Here is a 24557-nt window from a genome sequence, read left to right on the forward strand (position 1 = left end):
GGCTGTGACGGAACCCCAGAACCCGCACGGCGCGGCGCGCGGGCACACCCCGCCGGTCGCGATCATCGGCCCGGGCGCGATCGGCGCGACCATCGCCGCGGTCCTCCATGAGGTCGGTCGCTCGCCCGGTCTGTTCGGGCGGACGGCACGCGATGGCCTCGAGGTCTTCGCGGGCGAGGAACGCATCCTCGTCCCGGGTCCGGTCCTCACCGATCCCGCGGCGGTGGAGGGGCCGGCCGAGGTGGTGTTCCTCGCGGTCAAGGCCACGCAGATCGCCGCGGCGGCGCCGTGGCTGACGGCGCTCTGCGGTCCCGACACCGTGCTGTGCGTCCTCCAGAACGGGGTCGAGCAGACGTCGACGGTCTCGCCCCACGTTCCGCCCGGGACGGTGGTCCTTCCGTCGGTCGTGTGGTTCCCCGCCCAGGCGGAGGCCGACGGCTCGGTGCGGCTGCGCGCAGAGCCGCGGCTGACCCTTCCGGAGGCGACGGGTGCGGAGCGGGTCGTCGAGGCGCTGCAGGGCACCCGCTGCACCGTGGAGGTGTCGTCCGACTTCGCCTCCGTCGCCTGGCGCAAGCTGCTCCAGAATGCGGCGGCCGGTCTGATGGCTCTCACCGGCCGCCGGTCGGGGGTGTTCGCCCGTCACGACGTCGCCGATCTGACGCTGGCCTATCTGCAGGAGTGCCTGAGCGTCGCGCGGGCCGAGGGTGCACGGCTCGGCGATGACGTTCCCGGCGAGATCCTGGCGCGCTTCCAGTCGTCGCCCGCCGACATGAGCACGTCGATCCTCACCGACCGCGAATCGTCTCGGCCCTTGGAGTGGGACATCCGCAACGGCGTCGTCTCTCGCCTCGGCCGCGCGCACGGCATCCCCACACCGGTCGGCGATGTGGTGACGACCCTTCTCGCGGCGACGAGCGACGGGCCGGGGTGAGCCCGGAGGCGGGTGCCGCGCCTCGTCGAGGTGCGAGCGTCCTGCACTCGAATACGATGCCAAGGTGACCTCCTTCGAACCGCCGATGCTCGACCTGTTCGGCGACGAGGCGCAGGAGCAGTACGAGGACCCGGAGTTCCTCAGCCGCCAGCTGATCACCTACCTCGGCAACAAGCGGGCGCTCGGAAAGCACCTCGCCCGTGCCGTCGGGACCGTCCGCGAACGCCTCGGCGGCCGGCCGCTCCGCACGGTCGACCTGTTCTCCGGCACCGGCTACGTGGCCCGGTTCCTGAAGCAGCACTCGTCGCGCGTGATCGCGAACGACCTGGAGCTCTACTCGTACGAGGTGAACCGCTGCTTCCTCACGAACCGCGAGGATGCTCCGCTCGATGAGCTGGCCGCCGTGATCGACCGTCTCAACCGCGATGCCGACGGCGGCGCCTCGCACCCGGGCTTCTTCGCGGAGCTGTACTCTCCCGCGGACGACCAGGACATCCAGCCCGGCGAGCGCGCCTTCTACACCAACGAGAACGCACGACGGCTCGACTTCTTCTCCCAGGAGGTCGCGGAGCTGCCCGAGCACCTGCGGCACCTGGTCCTGGGGCCGTTGCTGTCCCGGGCGTCGATGCACGCGAACACCAGCGGGGTGTTCAAGGGCTTCTACAAGGACAAGCACACCGGGATCGGCAAGTTCGGCGGTGCGGCCGGCGACGCGCTGAAGCGCATCCTCGAGCCGATCCGGCTGGAGATGCCCACTCTGAGCCGGTTCTCCACCGCCACCGAGGTCATGCAGTCCGATGCCAACGCGGCGGTCGAGGCGCTCGACGAGCAGGACCTCGTCTATCTCGATCCTCCCTACAATCAGCATCCCTACGGCTCGAACTACTTCATGCTCAATCTCGTCGCGCGATACGAAGCTCCGGCCGAGGTCAGCGCGGTGTCGGGCATCCCCACCGACTGGAACCGCTCCGGCTTCAACGTCCGCAAGCGCTCCTTCCCGCTCCTCGCCGACATCGTCGCGACGGCCCCCGCGCGGTTCCTGCTCGTCTCGTTCAATGCCGAGGGATATGTCGCGACCGAGGAGCTCCGCGGAGAGATGGAGCGGCACGGCACGGTGGAGGAGGTCGTGATCCCCTACAACACCTTCCGCGGGAGCCGGAACCTCCGCGACCGCGACGTGCACGTCAACGAGCACCTGTTCCTGTTGGACCGAGGCTAGAGAGAGAAGAAACCGTGGCGCAGAAAGACCGACTTCGACAGAACCGTTACGGCACGGTCATCAACGTCACCTCCTCCAAGCAGGAGATCGAGCTGGCGGAGGCGATGCTCGAGACGACGGAGGCGGTCACGGCCAAGTTCGGGCTCAGGCTCGTCCAGCGCAAGAGCATCCTCATCTCGGAGATCGTCGCCGACCTCCGGGCGCAGTTCCCCACCGTGCCGTTTCAGGATCCGCTCCCCAGGTCGAGCATGAGTCCGGACGGGGGGATCCTCTCGGTGGTCTCCAGCGACGGGAAGTCCCTGCCGATCCTCATCACCGAGGTGAAGAACCAGGGGACCAACGACCTCCGCCTCGCCGAGGGGAAGAAGGCGCATGCGATGGGCAACGCCATCGAGCGGCTCGGCAAGAACGTCATCGGCTTCCGGACGATGATGCTCGACGAGGGCATCAATCCCTTCGTCTGCTTCGGCTACGGGTACGACTTCCAGGATGGGAGCTCGATCCTCGACCGGGTCCGCACGATCGCCATGTTCGGCGAGCTCAACCGCGTCAACGTCGTTCCCGAGGGCGAGGACGGGAGATTCAACCGGGGGAGCTTCTACTTCCGGCAGGCGGCGTGGTCGCGTGCCGAGATGGTCGAGGTGATGACCGAGGTCGCGACCCGGGCTGTGCACTACTACATCGCGAAGTACGGGGAGAGCGGCCTGCAGCGCGTGGACGCGTGACGGCGCTCTCCGCTGCTCACCCGTGATCCGGGTGCGCCGTCACCCTCGTGCGGATCGAACGATGTCCTCCAGTCGTCGCAGGTAGGCGTTGAACGACTCCCGACCCGTTTCGCTGAGCGCGATGCGCCGGGCGCGCCTGTCGGTCGGGCTGCTCGTGACGACGACGACACCCGCATCGGTCAGAGCGGACACGTGCTTCGACAGCGCGGATTTGCTCACTCCCACGATGCCGAGGAGGGTCGAGAACTCGACGTAGTCCGTGGGCGCGAGAGCGGCGAGGATGGTCAATCGCACCGGCTCATGCAGCAATGGATCGAGACGCAGAGCGGCCGCGTTCCCTCCCTGCTCGTCGCTCATCGTATCTTTCCGGATGCCTCCGCCGCGGAGGCGTTCGCGAGGCGTTGCAGACCGGCCCGGCAGAAGATGAGGATCATCACGGCGGCGGCGAGGGCTCCGATCGTGTTGGGGGCGCTCCATCCCGCCGCGCGCACCGGAAACTGCACAGCGACGTACGCGGCGAGGGCCAGAGCGGCACCGCCGCCGACCAACCAGGCACCGGCGCGATCGGACCAGGCCAATCGCGGCCGGATCGACCGGATCGACAGCAGAGCCACCACCGCCAGCACGATGAGTCCCGTGAGATACACCAGGTCCAGATCGATCGCCGCCCCGATCGCCACCGCGCCGACAGACGCGACGAGGGACGTCACCCACGCGCCCCTGCCGGCCGAGAGGCGGTTCACCCGCTGCACCTCGGCGAGTCGGGCTGCTGCTTCGCTGCGGTCCATGTCTTCTTCCCTCCTCATTGTTTCCTTTCAAGAAACTAACAGGTAGTTTCCCAAAGGGCAACTATGCGGTGGGTGCCCTCGTCTGTTTCCCCTGAGGAGCTGACGCGGGCTACGTCGCGCAGCGTCGCGCAACCCGCGGCGGGAAGAGCCGAGTCTGGGTGCATCTCGCCCCCTCGGGGCGGCGCGCGTTCCACGACCATCTCGCTGCCCTGAAGGCCCTCGCTGCGAGCGCCACGAACTGACCGTCAGGAGAGCGTTTCGAGCTGTACTCCCTGCCTCACGAGCACGGGACGATGGGGGAACGTCGTAGGAGCAGCGATCACCGGCCGAACCGACAGCGCTCCTTTCCCGGATTGCGCAGTACAGTCGCAGTCGACCGTCTACGGGAAAGGTGCAGCCGATGAGCGACGAGGCGAAGGCGAGACTGGCCGAGTTGGAAGAGCAGCACGAGACGTTGACGGTGGAGCGCTTCGAGCGCAGCGACGCCTGGGAGCTCGGCCGCTACCTCGCGGACAAGGCGCTGGCCGCGGGCTACCCGGTCGCCGTGGACGTGCGCACTGCCGCCGGCATCCTGTTCCATGCGTCGCTGCCCGGCGCCACGAGCGACAACGAGACGTGGGTCGCGAAGAAGGCGGCGACCGCCCTTCGCTTCGAAGCCGCCACCGCGCTGCTGGAGGCACGCATCAATGCCGGCGGGCGGGACATGTACGAGCCGGGCTGGCTCGACCCCGGCACTTATGCGGTGGCGGGCGGTGCCGTCCCCATCCGTGTTCGCGGCGCAGGCGTCGTCGCGGTCGCGACGGTGTCGGGACTGGCATCCGATCAGGACCACGACCTGGTCGTGGACGCGATCAAGGAACTCCCGAAACTGACGTGACGACGTGCTCCTCGGCCCTCGCTCCGCGCTAGCGGCGGATGCTCTGGGCTGCTGTCGCAGTCTTCCCGTCAGCTCGACGCGCTCTCGCCACCGGGTTCGCGGCCTGCACGGCGAGGAGAACGAGCAGCGGCATGAGGTGGAAAGCCGTGAGGGTGGCTGCGTCGCGAGCGATGCCGTCGAAGGGATTCCCGTCGTCCAGCGGGCCCGCGGAGGCCCCGTTCAGCACCACGTATCCGAGGATGGAGATCGCAAGAGTGGCGAGTGCTGTGAGCGTGAGCGCGATACTCCTCGTTCGCAGAGGGGTCTCCCGTCGCTCGAATGCCCCGCTCAGGAAAAGCAGGGGCAGTGTGGCGAGCAGCGTGACGGGGATGCTGCCCAGCTGCAGGATCGTGAGCCAGTACAGCGCTGCACCGACGGTGGGCGACGGCACGTTCAGCACGCTGCTGAGCTGCGCACATGTTCCCCCGAGCCAGGAGGCGGCGATGACGCAGATCCAGACGATGGCGGGCATGAGCACCAGCTCCTTGCTCTCGGGTCGTCAGGACTCCGGAGAAGTGTCAGTGACCGAAGCCGTCGTCGACCCACCATAGGCAGAAGCCAGACGAAAGGCCGTCCGGAATCGCTGGAAAGGGAGAGGTGGAGGGACTGACGGGAATCGAACCCGCGCTATCTGCTTGGGAATCTAATTCAAACCCTCTCAGGGACTACCGATTTCACACGGAAACCCGAGATCAGCGGCGATTAACCTTAACACGTCAGTACCTCTCAGTGCATCTGAATGCGGCTCCTGGAGTGCACGCGAGTGCACGAAGTCGACACCGGCAAGTCATCCGCGTTAAGGTCCCCGGCATGGACTCGAAAGTACTAACCACAAGCGCCTGGCGCGCCGCTGACGCCCTTCGCCCTGAGGTTCGTTCCCGGTGGATCGAAGCTCTCGCGGCGTTCTCTGATGCGCAGAGAGGGCGTGGCGTTAGCGCGGGGCTGATCACGAATCGCATCAAGCACGTCCGGCGATTCGCCCTGCACGCTCATGTCTCGCCGTGGCACGTCTCGTCCGAAGATGTTCAGGCGTGGACTGAATCGCTCGGTTCGCTCGCGCCGACAACGAGTGCGACGATGCGTGGATCGCTGCGGACCTTCTATCGATGGGGGCTGGCCGACGGGCGGGCGACATCCGATCCGACCCAAGCCCTCGGGCGCGACCGGCTTCGGTTGCCGACTCCTGAGCAGTGGCGTCCTGAGCTAGTTGCGTTTGAGCGGCAATGCTTCGCCCTGGGAATGCTGCCGTCCACGGTGCATTCCTGGGGGGAGCGCCTGCGGACCTTTGCGCGTGCCCAGGCCACGCGAGCGCCCTACGACGTGACCGCCGATGATCTGTACGAATGGATGGCGGGCAAGCGGTGGGCGCGGGAGACGCGACGAAATACCAAGAGTCTCCTGCGCACGTTCTATGGCTGGGCTGTTGACACTGGGCGAACCGACAGCGATCCGACACGCGCGTTGCCGAAGGTCAAGGCTGGCGACCCGGTGGCTCGCCCCGCCACCGACGACGAGTACGCGAGTGCCCTGCGGGCCGCGCGCGATCCGCGCTGGCATCTCGCCCTCAGGCTTGCGGCTGAGATGGGGTTGCGGCGTGCTGAGGTCGTGCGCATTCACACGAAGGACCTTCGCCAAGATGCGGCGGGGCGGTCCCTTCTGACGGTGCATGGAAAGGGGGCAAAGATCCGTGTTCTCCCGGTCCCTCCGTCACTCGCGGTTATCCTCCGTGAGTTGTCGCCGGGCTATGTCTTCCCCGGTCGGATGGTAGAGATGCAAGCGCACGCCACCAGTGACGGGCACCTGTCGCCGCGCTACATGGGTAAGCGCATCGCTGAGCTCCTGCCCCCGGGGATCACGATGCACACGCTGCGGCATCGGTTCGCCACCCGCGTGTACAACGTGAACCGTGACCTCCTGAGTACTCAGCGGCTGCTAGGGCACTCGTCCCCGGCAACGACGCAACGCTACGTCCAGATCAGCGACGAGAAGATGCGCGCTCTGGTGGAGGCGGTGGCATGGTGAGCAGAGCACACGATCGGGTCTTTGAGTGCCCCATCTCATGGTGTCGGGGAGGTTGGGACGAGCATTCCGAGGGCGCGCCCGATCGATGGTTGCACGCCTCCGAGGTCTACCAGGTAACCCCGGGGATTCGAGTGAGTTGGCACCGAGAGGGTGCGGGGCCACTGACATGGGAACTTGCGGGTGGCGACGTAAGTGCCGCCGCTGAGTTCAGCACCGCCGCCGAGCTAGCTGCGGCGGTCCGAAAGACGGCAGATGCCGTTGAGTTCCTGGCTCTGACTGTCGCACACTAGACGGCGGCTTGGCGCGCTTCAGCAACTCTTGGGGCATACATCGGCAGGCACAGCATGGAGAATCGGTACGCTCGGACTGTGGCTGGTCAACGAAGGTTCCTTGTGCTCATGGTGTTGCCGGTCCTGGCAGCGGGTCTTGTGTCTTGCTCTTCGGGACCGGGGGACCCGTCGGCGGTATGCGAGCAGACGGTTGTGGACGTCCTGGCCGCCGAGAAAAACCTGTACGACACGCATCCGCTTTGGGATGTTGCTGTCCCAGGCGTCGATGCAAGCGACGAGGAGTTCGCCGCATACGAGGCTTTGCAAGCGGATGAAGAGGCGCAATGGACCGCGATCTATGCTCCCGTCTACGCTAACTGCGAGAGTCCCGCCGATTGGTGGGCGGCGGCGAACAAGTATCCAGGAATAGCAGGGCTTACCGGCACCGACTACCTAAGCCCTGAGGACCTTCAGCACTGGTGTACGGGAAGTGAAACCCAGCCCGCTTGTGTTGGCGTCGAAGAGTGGATTGCGTCGAACCCTGGGTGAGTTGTCACCACGCGATCGCTGCTTCCCCCAGGCGGGCATCTACTGATGTTCCGGGGAAAAACACGCCTGTAGAGCCATAGGCGGGGGTTGCTTCGCGGCCACTAAAAAAGGGTCTTGCGTTGCCCCTGGGTCAGCCGCGCTCTATGCTTCATGCTCGCCGGAGAAGGTGCACCGAGGCCCAGAATTAAGGCCGGATATCTCGCCTAGCTTGGTACGTGTGAGCGAAGCGCTCGCGTCGAAACCAGACTGATAGCGAAAGGTGGGCCGAATGCCGAAGCGGCACCCTAGACTCCGCGCCATGCCAGAGACAGCCGTGATCATGTACGAGGAAAGACTCACCGACGACATCCTCGATCGTCCAAGTCAACGCCCTCTCATCCTCTACCGCATCGTCAGCATCGATGCTCCGCCGCAGCTTGCGGCAGAAGGTGTCATGCCAGTGGCTGCATAGACCTACTGACGCAACGGTTTCGCGCGGGAGGGCGTGCCACACGCCACATCGCCACAGGGTCATAAATCACCTGATCAGAAGTCATCATTGCTTGTGGCGGCGAGTGATGTTGTGGTGTTGTGGCGTTCTTGCGTCAGATTGATCGTCTGCCACACCGCCACATCGCCACACGCCAGAGACAATCGCCCCGGGATGATCCTTGCGGTTCGGTCCCGGGGCGACTGCTCACATGAAGTCATGCACTCTAGATGTGTGCCTGAGGCAAGAGGTTGGCCTGGGTGCTCTGCCTAGTGAGAACATAGCACCCCCCTTTCCCCCCTATCGGGAACTCGCGGTTTCAAGAGATTAGCACATGACTTCACCACTTGATCACCAGCCCCTCCCGCACCATCTGATCGAGCACGGGCCGGTCTCCACGTGTAAGCGCCCGTTTGACGTAGCCCCACGCTGCGCCCGTCGCCCGCACCTCCGCCACCTTGGCGACGATGCGGTCCTCTTGGGCGGCCTCCGCACGTAGCTCGCTCGGGTCGGGCGCGAGCGCTTCTGCGCGCATATCAGCCAGCGTGTCATCGGAGTGACGGAGTACCGCGCCTGCCAGGTGCCAGTCCTCGGAGGTGAGCACGGATCGTCCGGCCATGTTCGCGAGCGCAATCGCGATGAACGCACGGTTCAGGACACGGCGACTGTCCTCGGGGTCGCGCTCTCCGCGCATGGCCGCCCGCTGATCCGCTTCGTGCGCTGCATCCATCTCAGGCAGGGCATCGACGTAGCGCACGCTATCCCACTGATCTAGCGGTACTGCGACCGCGTCGGTCTCAGCGCCGGGGCGCATAGCGTCAGCGGCTTCCGCGTCCTCGGTTGAGAACCACAGGAACCGCGCTGTAAGTCCACCTGCCACGGCGGACTCGTTCAGCAGAGGTTCGGCACGGCGTGGCTGGACGGCGATTGTGACCACTGCGCGATACGAACCGGGCGGAATCGAGAGGCCGTCACCGCGCGAGTTCTGCCCGCCCAGCCGTTCACCCGATGTCAGCGACTTGATGGAGTCGAGTACGGTCGATCCGCTTCGCGCACCCTGAGCGCCGAGTTGACCGACCTCATCCCAGTGCAGCCACGCCGCCCGGTCGTGTCGCCGCCATGCCAGTGCCGGGTCGCCGTCGCTCCCCTTGTCTGCACTCATGTATCCGAGAAGCGCGGGGATGCCCTCACCACTGCGCACCATCGTGCTCTCGGGTACGTCTTCACCGATCCAATGCACGGCGGTCTCAGCGGCGCTCACCGCCGTTGACTTCCCTGCGCCCGAGCGGCCAACGAGACCCACCGCCAGATTGATTGGAGACCCCTCGGGGCGCAGTGCCGAGCGATACCGCACCGGGTGCGGGATCGTGAGCAGTGCCCGCGTGAGTGCGATCGCGAGCAACGCCCACGGTGACGCGATTCGCCGTCGCGCTTCCCATCGCAACGCAACCAGTTCCGGGCGGTCACTGTCCCAGAACGCGGTGGCGGGCGGCAGTGAGGGTGCGCGCGGCGAATCGTTCGCAGTCACAGGCCGCGCCCCTGCGCTCGGAGGGCAGAGGCAATGGTGCGAGCGGACTCGACTTGGGACAGTCCGGCGACGATTCCGGCACCTTCGAGTAGGTCGAACGTCTCAGGGGGGTGTCCGTCCCGGACGGCTTGACATGCGGCCCAGAACAGCATCTCGTTGCGCTTGCCTTCGGCGGCACCCTGCACGGCCTCCACAAGATGCAATGCTCGCGCGGATAGGGGTACGCCCTGCCGCGTTGCCGTGTGTGTCGGTGTGCGGACAGTGGCGGGGCGCAACAGCGCGAGCAAGGGTGCCGGGATGTCGGCCACCGGGTGATGCTCCCACCGGTACGGGTCGCCGGTCGACGGGTGCAAACTCGGCGGCATCACGCAGTACCCGCGATCGGTCTTCACATCAATCCCAGACGGCAGTCGGACGGCGGAGACCTGCCCGCCTGGATGCCGGAAGTACAGGTGTCGCCCGCCCGTACCACGCCCCGAGTGTACGGTCAGAGTTGCCGGGAGAGGCTCGCCTGCCGCCGCCGTAAGTGCGTCGAGCGAACCGCCGTTCTGAGGGTCGATATCGAGCACCAGCAGCGATGACGGCACGCGAGCGCCGACATTGTGAGCCGTGCCGTTCGGCCACCAACGTGCGATCTGCGCCGCGTCGGTCGTCGCATCCTTTACGCCGTGCCGAGTTCGCGGCACCTTGCCGTTGAGGGGCAGCACGGGCCACCCCTTCGCCGCGAGCCGCAGCGCATCCGCTCGGGACGGGAGCAGGTAACCAGTCATCGTAGACACCCCATCTCCCGATTCAGGCGAGAGAGGATCTGCACGGCTGACCGCCGCTCCACCTCTGTGAGCGGGTGCAGCACGTCGCCCCGGCGTTCGACCGCCGTGAATGCGGCTTCGACTCGGGCCGTGTAGTCGCCACGGCGCACGCTTCCTCGCACGTCGTGATTGAACTGCGAGTACGCGTATGCGGCGGCGCGCACATACTCGGGTTGCCCACTGGGCAGTGTCACCTCAACCGAGCGCAGCCCCGACAGCAGCAGCGCTCGCGGGCGGTGTGCGGGATGCGGACGACGGTTCACAGTGCGCCCACCTTCCGCAGATACGCGGCACCACGCGACACATCTGCGCGCGAGGGCATCACGCTCAGACCCGAGAAGGCCGCGAACTGCGCGAGGGCAAGCCGGACGAGTCGAGAGTTCTCCTGTTCGTTGCTCACGGCGCGGACGACTGAGGGCGAAAGGTGGGCAAGCGCCCCGTGCAGATACTGGGCAGTGAGTGGAGCGGCCTCAGCGAGTGGGCTAAACGGTCGCGGTTCGCGGAGCACATGCCACGAGGCGCGAGGCGCGGTCATCGTGCACCGCCCGTCGTTGGGGCGAGTGTGCTTGCGGCGATGTACTCGCGGACATCGGCGGGGCGCAGTCGGACGTATCGTCCGATCTTGACGACGGGGAGACGTCGCTCATCGATGATCTTGCGCACGTAGCGCGGTGCCAAACCAGTTGCGGCGGCGGTTTCGTTCACGTCCCAGAGAGTGAACTCGGTTTCTTCGGTGGGGTGCAGAGTGCCCATGGCGGGTTGCCCTTCGTATGTGTCTGGGCAGACCGTTCCCGGGCGCGGCATCGAGCCGCATCCCGGGCAACAGAAACTGCCCTGACCCATTCCCGTGGGGGTCTACACATACGCCGGACTATCCGACTAGAACCGTCATACGCATTTGCTTGCGTACCGTTCCTCGCCTAACTGCACATCTCACGATCAGAAGGAACATGTCCGTCTGGGATGGGCTCGGGTACACGCCACATCCGCACGTTATCTCGGGACGAGAGTAGCGGTACTGAGACGCACATACGGCGCATTGCCGCAACTTCGGCGTGTCGGCGTTCTGGACCTGGGACGGGTCGCCCTATTCGGCTTCGAGCTGCAAGAGCGGCTGCATGACGAGAGACGGCCCTCACCGTGAGGCAAGGGCCGTTCTGGCGTCAACCAATGGTTGACGAGCGATGCGCTGTGCTGTCGTCAGGCAGACGCCGCGAGCTTCCCGTAGAGGGCATCCATGTTCCGAGCCAGGGCGGCATCTGACTCGGCTGCAGTGTGCGCATAGATGTTTGCCGCGCGCATGGTGGCGTGCCCGAGTCGCGCCTGTACCTCAGGGACGGATGCTCCCGCGCGGTAGGCGAGCGTTGCTCCGGTATGGCGAAGGTCATGCCACCGCAGTTCGGTGCGTCCGACGTTGGCGCGGGCGGCACGGAAGTGGCGTGAGAGCGTGGCGTTCGCGGTGGGGGAGCCGTCCGCGTTCGGGAACAGCAGCGCGTCCGCTTCGACGGCGACGTGCGCGGCCATGTGCTCGCGAAGTTGCGTGACGATGAACGCGGGTAGGTGAACGGTGCGGTAGCTCTTCGCCGTCTTCGTCTTGCCGAATCGGATCGGCTGGCCTGGCACTTGCTCAAGTGCTCGCTCAACCCGAACCGTACCTGTCGCGAGGTCAACGTGCCGCCGCGCGAGAGCGAACAGTTCCCCGTAGCGAAGCCCACTCCAGGCGGCGAGCGTCACCGCAACCGCGTATCGCGACGGCATGTGCGCGGCGATCTGCGCCACCTCGGCGGGACTGGCGGTGGGGCGCTCGCGATGCGCGACCTGACCCGCGCCCTTGATCTGGCAGGGGTTCGCTGTGAGCAGTCCATCGGTGACAGCGGTGGAGAGGATCGAGCGGAGCACGCGGTATGCCTGAGCGGCGGTCGTTTCCCCCGCTGTTTCAATCGGCACGACGACAGGCGACTTGCGTCGTGCTGGCTGTGGCTCGCCCGCCGCGCGCCATGCCTTCGTGACGGCGGCGGGCAGTTGCCCCGTGGTGGCGACGTGAATGCCTTTGCTGCGCGCCCAGACGCGCGCAGGGTGCTCGGCGCGCTCATGCTCGCGCGTCAACTGTCGCGTGGCAGATGCGCGAGCTTCGGTGAGCGTAGCCGCGCGCCAGGTGCGCACAGTCGCCGGGGTCAGATCGCTGACATCCATGGCCCCGAGTTCGACGCCGCGAGATGAGTCGTGCTGGCCGACGCGCGGAAGAATCCACCGATCGAGGTTGCGGCGATACAAGTCGCGTGTGCGCGGCGCGAGGTCGGGGCGCGATCCCAGCCAATCCCAGGCGTAAGCGGCGAGGGTTACGCGTCCGGCTTCGGGGTCGCGCCAGGTGCCGCGCACCCGGTCCGCGAACTCGGTAGCGAGCCACGCCTCAGCTTCGGCCTTGGTGGTGAAGGTGCGGGGCGCGTTGAACGTTCGGCCCTCGCGGCGGTAGAACGCGCGCCAGCGCCCGGAGGGTAGTTGGCGCACGGTGCCGAGCGCCCCGGGCGCGCGACGGGTGGCGGTCTTCACGCGGCGGGTCACAGGTCATCACCCGCCGTCGCGGCGAGACGCGCATTTCCCTCGTGGCTGATGGGATCGCTCAGTGGCGGCAGCATCGCGGCGGGAATGCCGAGTGCGTCAGCTACGGCGGCGCGTGCGTTGAGCATCGCCGCGTGTGCGTCGTCGAATGCCCGTGCGGCGTGCTCTCGATAGCTCTCGTCGCGGACGGCGCGTGCGGTCGCGTAGGCGTCGATCAGGGTGAGCAGTCCGCCTGGGGTTGGCGTGGGAGCGCCGCCCTTGCGGATAGTGGCGAGTCCGGCCTGGGACGAGATGCGGGCGGCGGGTGAGGACGGGTGTTCAAGTGCCATGTTCTGGCCTCTCGCTTGTCCCGTGAGTGCACGGGAGGTTACGAGAGGGTCTGAACTCGCTCTCAATACAGCCACCGAAGCGACCCGAAAATACGCGACGATCGGGTGTTTCTAAGTGGAGGGACTGACGGGAATCGAACCCGCGCTATCTGCTTGGGAAGCAGGTGGCGGCCCTTCTCCTGACCCCGGAACGGCGCACTCTCCACGGGCAGGCCTACCGTCCAGTACCCCCGGTTAGTGGCACGTACCTCCCTCTAATGGCACGGTTCTGGCACGGCTCCAGCGGCGGGGAGGCAGGTTTGCGCTTGTGCACAAGGAGAGTCATCCGCGCTCCATGTCCGACGTCGCGTGTAACGTCACTCATCCGACACCACGTCTTGGCCCAGCCGGTGATCAGGTGTCACTGCTACATTGGGGCCAGTCGGAAAGGGGGAGCCATGGCCAACGTGCAAGATGTTGCCGCGTATATCGTGACGAAGTGCGGCGAGATGACCGCGATGAAGTTGCAGAAACTTGTGTACTACTCACAGGCCTGGCACCTCGTCTGGTCAGAGCGCCCTCTTTTTGATGAGGAAATCCAAGCCTGGGCGAACGGCCCTGTGGTGTACGACCTGTACCGGAAGCACTCCGGCCAGTTTCGAGTCTCGGATTGGCCCGAGGGTGATGTGTCGCACCTCAGCGCGGATGAAACGGGCTCGATCGATGCCGTCATCGACGCATACTTTCCCTTCACGGCTCACCAGTTGAGCGAGATGACTCACCAAGAAGACCCCTGGTTGATGGCACGCGAAGGGCTGAGCGACGGGGCTCGGAGTAACCGACCGATCACACTTGCCTCGATGCACGAGTACTACTCGGCTCGCACCGCCTGACCCGCGGACGGCAATGCCTCCGAAACCAAAGCGCGTCAAGGTCACAGTCCCCGAGGGCGGTTGGCAAGCCAAGAAAAAGGGCGTGCCCAGTACCCCTGAGGTGAGCGACGAGAAGCGCGCCATCGTGTTGGATATCGATCATCCGGAAGTCTCTTCCCGTCGTCTCGTATGGCGATTTCGTGAGATCGATGCGGCTGGTGATTGGCCGCCTGCCGCTATCGGGGCGGATGCCATGGGGGATCTGCTGAAGAAGATGGGCGACTTCGAAACGATGACGCTCGGGGAGATCTTCAAACCTGGCTCGGAACACGGCAAGCGCTACGTGGTCGAGGATCTCCCATCCCGCGCGCTCAAGCGTCTGGGCGAGATTGAGCGAGACGACGAAACGGAGATCGTCCGGCTCAGGTGTGGCGGTCGTCCACGGCTCTACGGTTTCCTCAGGGAGCACGTCTTCCATGTCGTGTGGTGGGACGCCGAGCATGAGGTGTATCCCTCGAAGAAGCGGAACACGTAAGGCAGGTCACCCGCGGGAGCGTTCCTACATGGGGTTGCGTCTGGCTCCGCGGGGCGGCGGGGGTGGAGTGTGCTCCGCCGCTCGGCAGAGGTGGTTACGGTGTGCTCCCTGAACCGGTCGCCGCAGGGTTTCCACCCGGTCAGAGGCGCTATCTCCACCAGCACTGCGTGACCTTTTGTGCCCGTAGAGGCCTTGGTGAGCGCTCCCCTCACCGTGAAGCACAAGACGCGCTGTTGGCCGCCAGTGGGGCGCAGAGGGCCGCTCAGCGGACGAAGAAGGGCGGTCCGGCCACCACCATGGAACCCGGACCGCCCGTGCGCGAGTTCCGCTACGCGGTAGCGCTGTCCACGCCCGCCAGCATGGACGGGATGGCGGACTGCGAGCCGGGCACATCGATGTGCACCCGGTCCCCGTCCACCAGGAGACGGTAGGCGTCGAGGTCAGCGTCATGCAGGAGTGCCAGCGACTCCGGAGTGAGGTCCCCTGTGTCCGCCAGGTCCGTGAGGACCGCGGCCCACGCGGCGGGCTCAGCGGCGGCGCTCTCCTGCTCAGCGATAGCAAGCGCCGCCGGGTCCACCTGGGTGAGGCGTTCCCAGACGAGGCCCTCGTATGCGGCGAGGAGCCGGTCCCGGTCGTCGTGCACCAGCAGGTGCGGCATGACTTCCAGATCGTCCAGGATGGCCGCCAGGCGGGTGCGGTCCGCCCGGGCGATCACGTCCTGGAGGCGCATGCCCGGCTCACGCTCGAAGCCCTGAGAGGGGTCCTGTCCGGCGTAGACGAGGGCGCGGACCTTCTCCCGCTCCCGGCTGAGGGCGGCGTGGTCGTCCGCGGTCTGCGGGCGGAGGGTGTCCAGGACCGGCCCCCGGTCGGGTGCCTCCGGGATCGCTGGGATGGCGGCGCGCACGGTGGTGCGGATGCGGTCCACGTCGGCGCGCTGGCGGGCTCGTAGCCCTTCCGGTGTCAGGTGAGTGTCCCTGAGGGTGGCGGCGGCCGCGAGGTCCCGGCGGGCCTGGACGGCGGTGGTGGTGAGGTCGGTGCGGGTCATGCTTGTGCTCCTTGTCGGTTGAGGTTGCCCGTGGTGGGCGAGGGGTTGGAGAGGGGGTCAGGTCGAGGGTGGTCAGCGGCATCTCCGTCGTCCTGTGCTCGGGATTCCAGGGCCGCACGTGCACGTGCGGCGGCGGTGCGCTGGACGGCCGCCTCTTGGTGGAGGCTCGCGATGTAAGCCCGGATGGCGTCCGCATGGTGCGCCGGGATGGCGTCCATCGCGGCCTGGTATCCCGGCAGGGCTTCTCGCTTCGACCGGGTGGCGTTGCCGATGGCGCTTGGGCGGCGGGGCGCGTAGACCATGGTCATTCCCCCATGACCAGCCGGTCGAGGAGCGCGCCTACTTGCTCGAAGCCGCCCGGCTTGGCGTTGTCCAGGCCGAGGTACTTCGCGCGGCGGTCCATGATCCTCAGCACCCGGTCCACCGCGAACCCGTCACCAGCGAGGGCCAGGCGCATCTGCGGAACCAGGATGGCGTCGAGGCGGGCCAGTTCCAGGGTGCGGATAGCGTCCGCCTCCTCCTCCGGGATGCGCTGAACCTCCTCCCGAATCCACCGCTGGACCGTCTTCGGGTGCACGTCCATCTGCGTGGCGATGGTGGTCATGGCCACGCCTGTGCGGTGGAGCATGAATGCCTCGGCGCGGCGGGTCAGCCGATCCAGGCGCTTCATGCGGCGGCGCGGCCGGGGGTGTCACCGAGGGCGTACTCGGCGAGGTCCACGTCCGGCGGCAGATCGGGCACAGGGAGGCCCGGCAACGCCGCGACCTCCTCGCGGGCGATGGTGATGGTGTCGGGGCTCATGCCGTCTCCTCTCGTTCAGTGACCCAGGGGTCGGGGAATAGGTCCGCGAGTCCACGGCCCTCGTAGTAGCGCCGTGCATCCGGCGACAGATCGGTGATGGGGCAGTCGAAGGGCTCGCCGTTGTGGGCTCGCCGGTGGGCCTCAGCGCGGTAGAGGCCAATGAGGTCGTCCGCCTCCTGGGTGCTGGCCGGTCCTGTGACGCGCTCGCGCTCCGTCTCCAGCCCTTCGAGTGCGGCGCGGAGGTCCGCGAGGTGTGCACGCTGTTTGGCTGAAGGCGGAGCAACCTTCGCGGTCGGTCGCCGCGTGCGGTGACCATTACCAGGTAGTGGAACAGGTAGTGATACAGGTAGTGGGGCCCCGCTCAGACCGGGGCCCTTTACCGGGAAATCCGGGGCCCTTTCTTCCTCGAACCGGGGCCCTTTCTCGGCGGGATCCGCGACGAATGGGCCTCGCTCAGACCGGGGCCCTTTCAGGTCCAGGACGGCCAGCCGATACTCCGCATGGCGGCCGCGGTGCGCCGCTCCCGTGCGGACGATGAGCCCGCGGCTGGTGAGCGCGGACAGCACGCGCTCCAGGGCGCTCTTGGTCGCCTTCAGCCCCGGCTCACGGCCCAGCGCCAGCGCCAGCCGGTCATGCCCCCACGTGTAGGTCGGAGCGCCGTCTTGGACGGCCACGGCCATGTCGAGGAGCACGATCCGCTCCAGCGGGGATACGGGCGCTGAAAGGAGCGCTTCCTTCATGCGGTCCAGGGTCGCGAACCCCATCAGAGCCTCCGTCGGCGCTCGCGCACGCACCCGCGGCACTCGCCCTTCGGAGTGGTGCCCCATGCCGCCCGCACATGTTTGCGGGGACAGAGCACCAGTGAGCCGCCGTGATCGGCGCGCGCGTTGCACCGGGCGCATCCGGGGGCGTAGGCGCTCAGGTCGGTGGACCACTTCACCCGCTTCCCATGTGAGTCCCGGCCTATGTGCGTTGCGGGGCCGATCCTCATCCACCCTCTCGCCGGTAGACCGCACCCATGGCAGGGGCGGCCTACTGCGGAGCCGCGGGCCTGAACAAGGGCCTCGTGTACGCCGCGGTAGGTGCTGCCCGGTCCGGTGTTGTCGCCCCTGGCGGTAGTCACCTCAGCCCTCGCCGTCGATGAAGGCCAGGAACGCGACTGTGCTGATGCGGATGGCCTTGCCGAACCGCTGGGCCGGGAGGGTGCCGTTGGCCACCATCTTGTAGACGTTGCTGGGGTGGCACTCCAGGAGGATCGCCACGTCCGGGACCTTCAGGAACGCGGGCGGGGTCTCACGGATGCGTGCCAGGGTGGCGGCACTGGTGCTCGGTGTCGCGGTGATCATCAGGAGGTCCTTTCGGGTTAGCGGTGGCTAGCCCAGGTCCTTCCTGGATGGCGGTCGCGTCGTCGGTGGCGCTTCCCTGTGAGGCACGACGGTAACACACGGTATGCTGGGGTTGCAAACACAAAACCCCAGGCCAGAGTCTAAATTGGTGACAGTGTGTCACCACCTGGCCCGGACGGAGGAACCATGGCAGAGCGGCGGCAGAAAGCCAATCGACAGGCGTTCGGGAGCACCCGGCAACTGCCCTCCGGGCGCTGGCAAGCCCGCTACCCAGACCCCGCCGGGCGGCCCATGACCGCGCCCACCACCTTCCCCACGAAGCGGGAGGCACTGGACCACATCGCCGGGGTTCGCGCGGACCGCATGCGCGGCACCTACCGGGACCACCGCGCCGGACTCCAGCCGTTCGGCCCCTACGCCGCCGAGTGGGTGGCAAACGGTGGCACCCGTGGACGCCTCGCCCCCAAGACTCAGGCGCTGTATGAGGACCTGCTGACCGGCCCCCTCGCCGGGCTCCATGACCGTGCACTGTCCGCCATCACCCCGGCGGACGTGCGCGCCTGGTACACCCGCACCCGAAAAGTGCTGGCGAAGGCGGTGAAGAATCGCCCCGGGGCCACGGGAGAGGCCCGCCTCCGCCAGGCGTACAGCCTCCTCCGCACGGTCTTGACCGCCGCGGTGAAGGACCGCCTCATCAGTGAGAACCCCTGTCAGATTGAAGGGGCTGGGCAGGTCAATGATCCGGAGCGCCCGTACCTCTCGCCGGAGCACCTGGCCGCCATTGTCGGGGCCATGCCGGAGAAGTGGCACTTGCCTATCCGTGTGGCCTTCGGAGCGCACCTGCGGGTCGGGGAGTTGGAAGCGCTCCAGCGCGGTGACTACGCCAACGGGGCGGTGCGGGTCGAGCGCCAGCGCATCTACGTTCGAGGTCAGGGCACCATCACCCCCACGAAGACGGGGGAGGCCCGCACGGTGGTGCTCCCGCCGAGCATCGCCGCTGAGGTCGAGGCGCATCTGGCCAGCACGACCGGATTCCCCAAGTCCCCCATGTTCCCCCGGCAGGACGGCGAGGCCATCACCGGAAACGCCCTCAGTCATGCCTGGCGGAAAGCGGCCCGCGGCGTCGGGCTAGGGCAGTTCCACGTCCATGACGTCCGGCACGCCGGGCTCACGCTGGCCGCCCAGGCCGGGGGCACGACGCGTGAACTCATGGCCCGTGCCGGTCACCGGACCGCGCGCGCGGCACTCATCTACCAACACGCGGCGGAGGAGCGGAACGCGACGATTGCTGTCGGCATGGATTACTTGACAGGAGCGCTAGGCGCCCGCTCGCTGGCCGAGGCGCCCGTCAGTCGAAATCGGGTATCGCGTCCCAGTTGAGCGTCCAGCCATTCGCGTCCGCTACTGCATTGGCTATTTTCTGGGCCCCAAAAGAGTAAATACGTGCGCAACTGATCGAGCCTGCGATTACCAAAGAGTAATCACCGTGGCGCATAGGCCTCAATACTGTGTTGGCGTGAGGGTCGTTCTGACGAAGTGGCGGAGGCCACTGCTCCGCGCGCCAGCCGGTCGTGAGTCCATGGGTCAGCGCGTGCCTGACTTGCATCCAGGCGCGACTTTGCTTCTTCGCTTCCGTCCAGCCGAAGGGTCGCAGTGTTGGGCTCCTGTAGTTCATCGTCGGGAACACTGGGATTGTCACCGTTGCAGCACTGTCGATGTCCGCGGCCGCTGGAGGAACCACGGCCCTCATCCGGTCGGCAAACTCCGGGAGCGCCGGATTGTTCCAGGCGCCAACCGCCTTCGCAATCTCAGCGAACCCGGCGCCTTGGTGAGCCAATGTCACTGCCAGAAAGTCCTCGGCGAATCCTTCAAACGCAGAGATTGACGTCAGAACTATGGCGGGGCTCAGCACCGCGGCGTTGCCGGGATGCCCAACCCCTCTTGGGTGCAGGCTGAGCAACTTGTGTGGCGTGCGAAGGGCGCGCAGGTACTTATCCACGACCGTCTGGGGCTCCGGGGGCGTGAACAGTGCCATGGTGCTCAGTATGTCGGAATCGGGCGGTTAGTGGCACGTCTGTGGCATGCATTGGTCCGGAATCATCGATTTCGGGCCACAATGGCCGCTAGGAAAACTGAGATGACCTGGGATTAAGTACTTGGAGGGACTGACGGGAATCGAACCCGCGCTATCTGCTTGGGAAGCAGAAGTTCTACCATTGAACTACAGTCCCGAACCCGCCCGAGAGCAGGTGAGGGCAAGCCTACCTGCCACACGGGCGTTGGCCAAAGTGCGACTCAGCGTCGCGCGTCGACCAGGCGCTGCCGCTGGCTCCCGAGTCCGTCGATGCCGATCTCCACGACGTCGCCGGAGCGCAGGTAGGGGAAGCGTCCGGAGAGCGCGACTCCCTGCGGGGTGCCGGTGTTGATGAGGTCGCCAGGCTCGAGCACGAGGTACTGCGACAGGTGGTGCACGATCTGGGCCACGGTGAAGATCATGTCGGCGGTGTTCGAGTCCTGACGCGCCTCGCCGTTCACCGTCGACCAGAGCCGCAGCGCCTGGGGATCGACCTCATCGGCGGGGATGAGTGCAGGGCCGAGCGGATTGAAGGTCTCGGCGTTCTTGCCCTTCGACCACTGCCCACCGGACTGCTCCACCTGGAACGCCCGCTCGGAGACGTCATGCGAGACGACGTATCCCGCCACGTGCGCGAGCGCCTCCTCGGGGCTCGAGAGGTAGCGGGCGGTGGTGCCGATCACGACGCCGAGCTCGACCTCCCAGTCCACCTTCTCGGCCCCCGGCGGGATCAGCACGTCGTCGAACGGGCCGACGATCGTGTTGGGGTGCTTGTGGAAGAGGATCGGCACGGTGGGCGGGGCGTCGCCGGACTCCGCGGCGTGCGCGGCGTAGTTCTGGCCGATGCACAGTACCGCCATCGGCCGCGCGATCGGCGGGCCGACCCGCAGCGCCTCCGCACCGTCGAGCACGGGGAGCATGCCGGCAGCGAGGGCCTCCCGCGTGCGGGCGATGCCATCGCGGGAGAGGAAGGTGGCGTCGATGTCGTCGGTGAGAGCGGTCAGATCGTGGATGCGACCGTCGTTGCGCACGGCGGGCCGTTCGGCACCGGCCGCGCCGAGTCGGAGGAATTCCATGTGTCGTGTCTCCAGGGTCAGTGCGTGTAGGGGCGGTGCTTGTCGATGGCATCGGAGAGCTCGACGCCGAAGCCGGGAGTCTCGGGCACCTTGAGTCGGCCGTTCACGGGCACGGGCTCGCCCACGAGCATCGGCGAGAACATCGGTACGACCTCCTCGGCTGTCGGGTGCATCATGAGGAACTCCGCGAACGGGCTGTTCGTGCGTGTCACGACGAAGTGGTACGAGTACACCGACGATCCGTGTGGAACGACCATCGTGCCGTGCGCGTCGGCGAGGGCCGAGATCTTCAGCAGCTCGGTGATGCCGCCGCACCATCCCACATCGGGCTGGATCAGGTCGACACCGGTCTCGAGCAGCTGGCGGAATCCCCACCGCGTCGCCTCGTGCTCGCCGGTGGTGACGAGCACAGTGGAGGGTGCGCGCTTGCGCAGCTCCGCGTATCCCCAGTAGTCGTCGGGGATGAGCGCCTCTTCGATCCACTTCAGCCCGTGCTCGGCGGCGGCGTGGGCGAGGCGCGTCGCGTACTCGACGTCGAGCGACATCCAGCAGTCATACATGAGCCAGAAGTCGTCGCCGACCTTCTCGCGCATGTCGGCGAGCAGGGCGATGTTCTTCCGCATCCCCTCCTCGCCCTCGGCGGGGCCGTGGTGCAGCGGCATCTTGCCGCCCAGGAAGCCGAGTTCCTTCGCGCGGTCGGGGCGTGCGCCGGTCGCATAGAACTGCAACTCGTCGCGCACGGGGCCGCCCAGCAGTTCGAACACGGGCACCTGTCGCACGCGGCCGAGCAGGTCGTACAGCGCGAGGTCGACACCGCTGATGGCGTTGAGGACCACGCCGCGGCGCCCGTAGTACAGCGTCGACTTGTACATCTGATCCCAGATGCGTTCGATGTCGGTGATCTTGCGACCCTCGAGGAAGCGGGCGAGGTGCTTCTCGACGATGAACGCGCCGATCTCGCCGGCGGTCGTCACCGAGAAGCCGACCGTGCCGTCGCTGGCCTCGATCTCGACGACCAGGGTGCCGAGGACGTTCAGCCCGAAGCTCTGGCGCGACTGCCGGTACTCGGGGTAGACGCTCATCGGCGTCGCGATGTGATCGTCGATCCAGTGGTCGGCGCCCTGGTCGTGGTAGTCCGCTCCGCCGCCGCGGACGGTGTAGGCGCGGACCTCGCGGATGGTGGGGGTGCCGGTCATCGTGTCTCTTTCTCTCGGTCGAATCGGACAAGGACCTTGCCCGGGGTGCCGTCGCCCGCCGCGAGGGTGGAGAAGGCGGTGTCTGCGTCGGCGACATCGATCTCGCGACTGATGAGCGCGCGGTAGACGTCGGGGTCGGCGCCGATGATCTCGGTGGCATCGGCGAAGTCGTCGGATCCGTAGGTGAAGCTGCCGATGAGCGAGCGCTCCTCGGTGCTGACCAGGAACGCGTCGATGGTCACCTGCGGGGCCCCCATCCCGACCAGGCAGATCGGCGCTCCCAGAGTCGTGCTGGTGAAGGCGTCCCGCAGGGTCGGGGTGATCCCCACCGCGTCCAGCGCAGCATCGGCGAGCCCGCCGCTCGCCCGGAGCTGGTCCGCGACCGGACCGTCGGCCGGATCGATCGTCTCGGCACCGAGACGCCGAGCGAGTTCGCGGCGCGCGGCATCCATCTCGCTCACGATGATCGTCCCGGCACCCGCGTCGCGCAGGGCGATCACGATGGACTGGCCGATGGGACCTCCGCCGATCACGAGCACGCGTCCGAGGCTCCCGGCCGGGAGGCGGCGCACGGCGTGCACAGCCACGGCGAGCGGCTCGATCAGTGCGCCCAGTTCGATCGGCAGACCATCGGGCAGTGCGACCACGTTGCGCGCCGGCACGACGACGTAGTCCGCGAACGCGGCGGGGATGTCCTTCGCCACTCCGATCACGTGTTTGCCGGGATGATGCTGCTCGCGCCCGGCGTATGCGGCGGCGTCCGCGGCAGGCACGACGACCGGGTTGAACGTCACGGCCGTGCCGACCGAGAGCTCCTCGACACCGGCGCCGAGTGCGGCGATCGTCCCGCTCGACTCGTGTCCCATCACCTGCCCGGGGAAGCGGCGTCCGTTCTCGCCGGTGTAGCCGTGCACGTCGGATCCGCAGATCCCGGTCGCGGCCACCCGGATGAGTGCCTCGCCGGGGCCGGGCTGCGGGGTCGGGGCTTCACGGACGTCGAGGTGTCCGATCTCGGTGAGGACGAGCTCGCGCATGGGCGTGTGTCTCCTTGATCTGCCGGGCGCGGTCAGCGCTGGCCGGTGGTGGTGGTCGTGGCGAGTCCGACGCCGTCCGTCTCACGGACGGTGGGGCTGACGACCTTGCTGAGGGCGATGAGGGCGGCGCCGAGCAGGGCGATGGCGGCCAGGATGATGAGCCCGGCACTGTCGCCGAACGTGGCATCGGCCCAGTTCTTCAGCACCGGGGCGAGGAAGCCGCCGAGGCTGCCGAGGGAGTTGATGAGCGCGATGCCGCTCGCGGCCGCCGCCCCCAGGAGGAACGAGGTCGGCAGCGTCCAGAACACCGGCTGCACCGAGATGAACCCCGCGGCACCGACGCTGAGCGCGGCCAGGGCGATCAGCGGGTCCTGGATGACGGCGGAGAGCACGATGCCGACGCCGGCCGCGGCGAGGGCGCACGTGGCGATCAGACGTCGCTGACCCGTGCTGTCCGCGAGCCGCGAGAGCACGAAGGTGACGATCAGCGCGAAGGTCCACGGCACGGCCGTGAGGAGACCGACCTCGAGACCGACGGGCTTGCCGACGATCGTGGCGATCTGGGTGGGCAGATAGAAGGTCACCCCGTAGACGCTCATCTGGATCGTGAGGTAGATCGCGGCGAAGTACAGCACGACCGGGTTGGCGAGTGCGCGCAGGGCACCCCGCGGCGAGTGGTTCTCCTTCGCGGTGTCCTCCGCTGCGAGGGCGGCCAGGAGCGTCGAGCGCTCGCCGTCGCTCAGCCACTTCGCGTCCTTCGGGCCGTTGTCGAGATAGAAGAACGCGACGATGCCGACGAGCACCGTGAGGATGCCGGTCACGAGGAACATGAGCTGCCAACCGTGGATGCCGACCTTGTCGTCGAGGTCGAGCAGCATGCCTGACAGCGGTCCGCCGAAGATGAAGGCGAGCGGTGCGCCGAAGTAGAACAGGCCGTTGACGCGGGCGCGGAACTTGAGCGGGATCCAGTAAGTGAGGAACAGGATGACTCCGGGGAAGAAGCCCGCTTCGGTGATGCCGAGAAGTACACGCAGGATGTAGAAGATCCACTCGTTCGTGGCGAACATCATGAGCGCGGAGACGATGCCCCACGAGACCATGATGCGGGCGAGCCAGATCTTGGCTCCGACCTTGCGCATGATGAGGTTCGAGGGAACCTCGAACACCGCGTAGCCGAGGAAGAAGATGCCGGCGCCGAGCGCGTAGGCGGCATCCGAGATCCCGGTATCGGCCTGCCAGGCGGCCTTCGCGAATCCGAGGTTGGCCCGGTCGAGGAAGGCCAGGATGTACATCAGGAGCAGGATCGGGATCAGCCGGAGCGTGACCTTGCGGACGATGGCGGCGAGTTCGGACCGCGCGGGGGACTGGGTGGACATCGGTGCATCTCCATTGACGAGGGAATCCAATGCGTTCACGTATGTGAATCTGATGTCTCAGACCTGAACGCGCGATAGTGTGACACACGTTCGCGTCGGACACAATTCAT

General features: G+C 67.0%; 30 protein-coding genes, 1 tRNA gene and 1 pseudogene. 11 read left to right on the plus strand and 21 right to left on the minus strand.

Annotation, left to right across the window (positions count from 1 at the left end; translation table 11 throughout):
* Window positions 1–4 precede the first annotated feature (4 nt).
* The 3 genes from CQ045_RS14220 (at window position 5) to CQ045_RS14230 (ending at window position 2875) form a co-directional block, all read left to right on the plus strand.
* Complete coding sequence (locus CQ045_RS14220; protein ID WP_258131077.1) at window positions 5–931, plus strand: oxidoreductase; 927 nt, start codon at window positions 5–7, stop codon at window positions 929–931.
* A 64-nt stretch (window positions 932–995) separates the two neighbouring features.
* Complete coding sequence (locus CQ045_RS14225) at window positions 996–2150, plus strand: DNA adenine methylase (protein ID WP_219844426.1); 1155 nt, start codon at window positions 996–998, stop codon at window positions 2148–2150.
* A 14-nt stretch (window positions 2151–2164) separates the two neighbouring features.
* Entirely contained in the window at window positions 2165–2875 is a 711-nt protein-coding gene (locus CQ045_RS14230; RefSeq protein WP_105724824.1) for an EcoRI family type II restriction endonuclease, read from the plus strand.
* Window positions 2876–2914: 39 nt separating this feature from the next.
* Here the strand turns inward: CQ045_RS14230 and CQ045_RS14235 are convergent, their stop codons facing one another.
* Together CQ045_RS14235 and CQ045_RS18875 are read right to left on the minus strand one after the other, a co-directional pair.
* Window positions 2915–3232, minus strand: a complete 318-nt coding sequence (locus tag CQ045_RS14235) for a transcriptional regulator (protein WP_181156574.1) — start codon at window positions 3230–3232, stop codon at window positions 2915–2917.
* Window positions 3229–3663 (minus strand): hypothetical protein, encoded by a 435-nt coding sequence (locus CQ045_RS18875; RefSeq protein WP_181156575.1) that lies wholly within the window; start codon window positions 3661–3663, stop codon window positions 3229–3231. The genes CQ045_RS14235 and CQ045_RS18875 overlap by 4 nt, the downstream gene beginning before the upstream one ends.
* Window positions 3664–3776: 113 nt before the next feature.
* Between CQ045_RS18875 and CQ045_RS19185 the strand changes: the two are divergent.
* Together CQ045_RS19185 and CQ045_RS14240 are read left to right on the plus strand one after the other, a co-directional pair.
* A pseudogene (locus CQ045_RS19185) lies at window positions 3777–3905 on the plus strand (hypothetical protein); the annotation flags it as partial.
* A gap of 158 nt (window positions 3906–4063) precedes the next feature.
* Window positions 4064–4540, plus strand: coding sequence for a heme-degrading domain-containing protein (locus CQ045_RS14240; protein ID WP_105724828.1), 477 nt, complete (start codon window positions 4064–4066; stop codon window positions 4538–4540).
* Between the two features lie 28 nt (window positions 4541–4568).
* Here CQ045_RS14240 and CQ045_RS14245 read toward each other — a convergent pair whose 3' ends face one another.
* A complete protein-coding gene (locus CQ045_RS14245) occupies window positions 4569–5051 on the minus strand; it encodes a hypothetical protein (RefSeq protein WP_105724831.1) in 483 nt (160 codons plus the stop codon).
* A gap of 338 nt (window positions 5052–5389) precedes the next feature.
* Here CQ045_RS14245 and CQ045_RS14250 point away from each other — a divergent pair, with 338 nt between their 5' ends.
* From CQ045_RS14250 to CQ045_RS18880, 3 genes are all read left to right on the plus strand, one after another.
* Window positions 5390–6601: a tyrosine-type recombinase/integrase gene (locus CQ045_RS14250; RefSeq protein WP_105724833.1), complete on the plus strand. Its 1212-nt coding sequence runs from the start codon at window positions 5390–5392 to the stop codon at window positions 6599–6601.
* A gap of 482 nt (window positions 6602–7083) precedes the next feature.
* Window positions 7084–7419, plus strand: a complete 336-nt coding sequence (locus CQ045_RS18675) for a hypothetical protein (protein WP_146115248.1) — start codon at window positions 7084–7086, stop codon at window positions 7417–7419.
* Window positions 7420–7717: 298 nt separating this feature from the next.
* Window positions 7718–7870, plus strand: coding sequence for a hypothetical protein (locus CQ045_RS18880; RefSeq protein ID WP_181156576.1), 153 nt, complete (start codon window positions 7718–7720; stop codon window positions 7868–7870).
* Window positions 7871–8228: 358 nt separating this feature from the next.
* Here CQ045_RS18880 and CQ045_RS14255 read toward each other — a convergent pair whose 3' ends face one another.
* The 6 genes from CQ045_RS14255 to CQ045_RS14275 form a co-directional block, all read right to left on the minus strand.
* Entirely contained in the window at window positions 8229–9242 is a 1014-nt protein-coding gene (locus CQ045_RS14255) for a hypothetical protein (protein ID WP_219844427.1), read from the minus strand.
* Between the two features lie 170 nt (window positions 9243–9412).
* Window positions 9413–10186: a bifunctional DNA primase/polymerase gene (locus CQ045_RS14260; protein ID WP_105724837.1), complete on the minus strand. Its 774-nt coding sequence runs from the start codon at window positions 10184–10186 to the stop codon at window positions 9413–9415.
* Window positions 10183–10488 carry a hypothetical protein gene (locus CQ045_RS18680; protein ID WP_146115250.1) on the minus strand — a complete coding sequence of 102 codons (306 nt, stop codon included), beginning with the start codon at window positions 10486–10488 and terminating at the stop codon, window positions 10183–10185. The genes CQ045_RS14260 and CQ045_RS18680 overlap by 4 nt, the downstream gene beginning before the upstream one ends.
* A gap of 268 nt (window positions 10489–10756) precedes the next feature.
* A complete protein-coding gene (locus CQ045_RS14265) occupies window positions 10757–10978 on the minus strand; it encodes a helix-turn-helix domain-containing protein (protein WP_181156578.1) in 222 nt (73 codons plus the stop codon).
* A 447-nt stretch (window positions 10979–11425) separates the two neighbouring features.
* Window positions 11426–12775 (minus strand): site-specific integrase, encoded by a 1350-nt coding sequence (locus tag CQ045_RS14270; RefSeq protein WP_146115251.1) that lies wholly within the window; start codon window positions 12773–12775, stop codon window positions 11426–11428.
* Window positions 12776–12783: 8 nt separating this feature from the next.
* The gene (locus tag CQ045_RS14275; RefSeq protein WP_105724843.1) at window positions 12784–13113 is read right to left on the minus strand and encodes a hypothetical protein; all 330 of its coding nucleotides are present in this window, start codon (window positions 13111–13113) and stop codon (window positions 12784–12786) included.
* Between the two features lie 437 nt (window positions 13114–13550).
* Here CQ045_RS14275 and CQ045_RS14285 point away from each other — a divergent pair, with 437 nt between their 5' ends.
* Window positions 13551–13985, plus strand: coding sequence for a Panacea domain-containing protein (locus tag CQ045_RS14285; protein WP_105724845.1), 435 nt, complete (start codon window positions 13551–13553; stop codon window positions 13983–13985).
* Between the two features lie 82 nt (window positions 13986–14067).
* Window positions 14068–14499: a hypothetical protein gene (locus CQ045_RS14290; protein ID WP_146115252.1), complete on the plus strand. Its 432-nt coding sequence runs from the start codon at window positions 14068–14070 to the stop codon at window positions 14497–14499.
* Window positions 14500–14827: 328 nt separating this feature from the next.
* Here CQ045_RS14290 and CQ045_RS14295 read toward each other — a convergent pair whose 3' ends face one another.
* From CQ045_RS14295 to CQ045_RS14310, 6 genes are all read right to left on the minus strand, one after another.
* Window positions 14828–15544: a hypothetical protein gene (locus tag CQ045_RS14295; RefSeq protein WP_105724849.1), complete on the minus strand. Its 717-nt coding sequence runs from the start codon at window positions 15542–15544 to the stop codon at window positions 14828–14830.
* Window positions 15541–15846: a hypothetical protein gene (locus CQ045_RS18885; protein ID WP_219844428.1), complete on the minus strand. Its 306-nt coding sequence runs from the start codon at window positions 15844–15846 to the stop codon at window positions 15541–15543. The genes CQ045_RS14295 and CQ045_RS18885 overlap by 4 nt, the downstream gene beginning before the upstream one ends.
* A 2-nt stretch (window positions 15847–15848) precedes the next feature.
* Entirely contained in the window at window positions 15849–16214 is a 366-nt protein-coding gene (locus CQ045_RS14300) for a helix-turn-helix domain-containing protein (protein WP_105724851.1), read from the minus strand.
* Entirely contained in the window at window positions 16211–16345 is a 135-nt protein-coding gene (locus CQ045_RS19070) for a hypothetical protein (RefSeq protein WP_258131078.1), read from the minus strand. Before CQ045_RS19070 ends, CQ045_RS14300 begins: the two co-directional genes overlap by 4 nt.
* Window positions 16342–17109, minus strand: a complete 768-nt coding sequence (locus CQ045_RS14305) for a hypothetical protein (RefSeq protein ID WP_105724853.1) — start codon at window positions 17107–17109, stop codon at window positions 16342–16344. The genes CQ045_RS19070 and CQ045_RS14305 overlap by 4 nt, the downstream gene beginning before the upstream one ends.
* Window positions 17110–17469: 360 nt before the next feature.
* Window positions 17470–17691, minus strand: a complete 222-nt coding sequence (locus CQ045_RS14310) for a helix-turn-helix domain-containing protein (RefSeq protein ID WP_071329320.1) — start codon at window positions 17689–17691, stop codon at window positions 17470–17472.
* A 291-nt stretch (window positions 17692–17982) separates the two neighbouring features.
* Between CQ045_RS14310 and xerC the strand changes: the two genes are divergently transcribed.
* Window positions 17983–19071 carry a tyrosine recombinase XerC gene (gene xerC / locus CQ045_RS14315; protein WP_219844429.1) on the plus strand — a complete coding sequence of 363 codons (1089 nt, stop codon included), beginning with the start codon at window positions 17983–17985 and terminating at the stop codon, window positions 19069–19071.
* On the opposite strand, the gene CQ045_RS18685 is transcribed toward xerC, so the two are convergent.
* The 6 genes from CQ045_RS18685 to CQ045_RS14340 all read right to left on the minus strand — a co-directional run bounded on the left by CQ045_RS18685 (window position 19040) and on the right by CQ045_RS14340 (window position 24447).
* On the minus strand, window positions 19040–19726 hold the full coding sequence (locus CQ045_RS18685; RefSeq protein WP_146115253.1) for a hypothetical protein: 687 nt from the start codon (window positions 19724–19726) through the stop codon (window positions 19040–19042). The genes xerC and CQ045_RS18685 overlap by 32 nt on opposite strands.
* A gap of 122 nt (window positions 19727–19848) precedes the next feature.
* A tRNA-Gly gene (locus tag CQ045_RS14320) sits at window positions 19849–19922 on the minus strand.
* 64 nt (window positions 19923–19986) lie between these two features.
* Complete coding sequence (locus tag CQ045_RS14325) at window positions 19987–20841, minus strand: fumarylacetoacetate hydrolase family protein (RefSeq protein WP_105724857.1); 855 nt, start codon at window positions 20839–20841, stop codon at window positions 19987–19989.
* Between the two features lie 17 nt (window positions 20842–20858).
* Window positions 20859–22037 carry an L-rhamnonate dehydratase gene (rhmD, locus tag CQ045_RS14330; protein WP_105724859.1) on the minus strand — a complete coding sequence of 393 codons (1179 nt, stop codon included), beginning with the start codon at window positions 22035–22037 and terminating at the stop codon, window positions 20859–20861.
* Window positions 22034–23071, minus strand: a complete 1038-nt coding sequence (locus CQ045_RS14335; RefSeq protein ID WP_105724861.1) for a zinc-binding dehydrogenase — start codon at window positions 23069–23071, stop codon at window positions 22034–22036. The genes rhmD and CQ045_RS14335 overlap by 4 nt, the downstream gene beginning before the upstream one ends.
* 32 nt (window positions 23072–23103) lie before the next feature.
* Window positions 23104–24447, minus strand: coding sequence for an MFS transporter (locus tag CQ045_RS14340; RefSeq protein ID WP_105724863.1), 1344 nt, complete (start codon window positions 24445–24447; stop codon window positions 23104–23106).
* Window positions 24448–24557: the final 110 nt, after the last annotated feature.

The organism is Microbacterium sp. MYb66 (assembly GCF_002979435.1).
Taxonomy (GTDB): Bacteria; Actinomycetota; Actinomycetes; order Actinomycetales; family Microbacteriaceae; genus Microbacterium.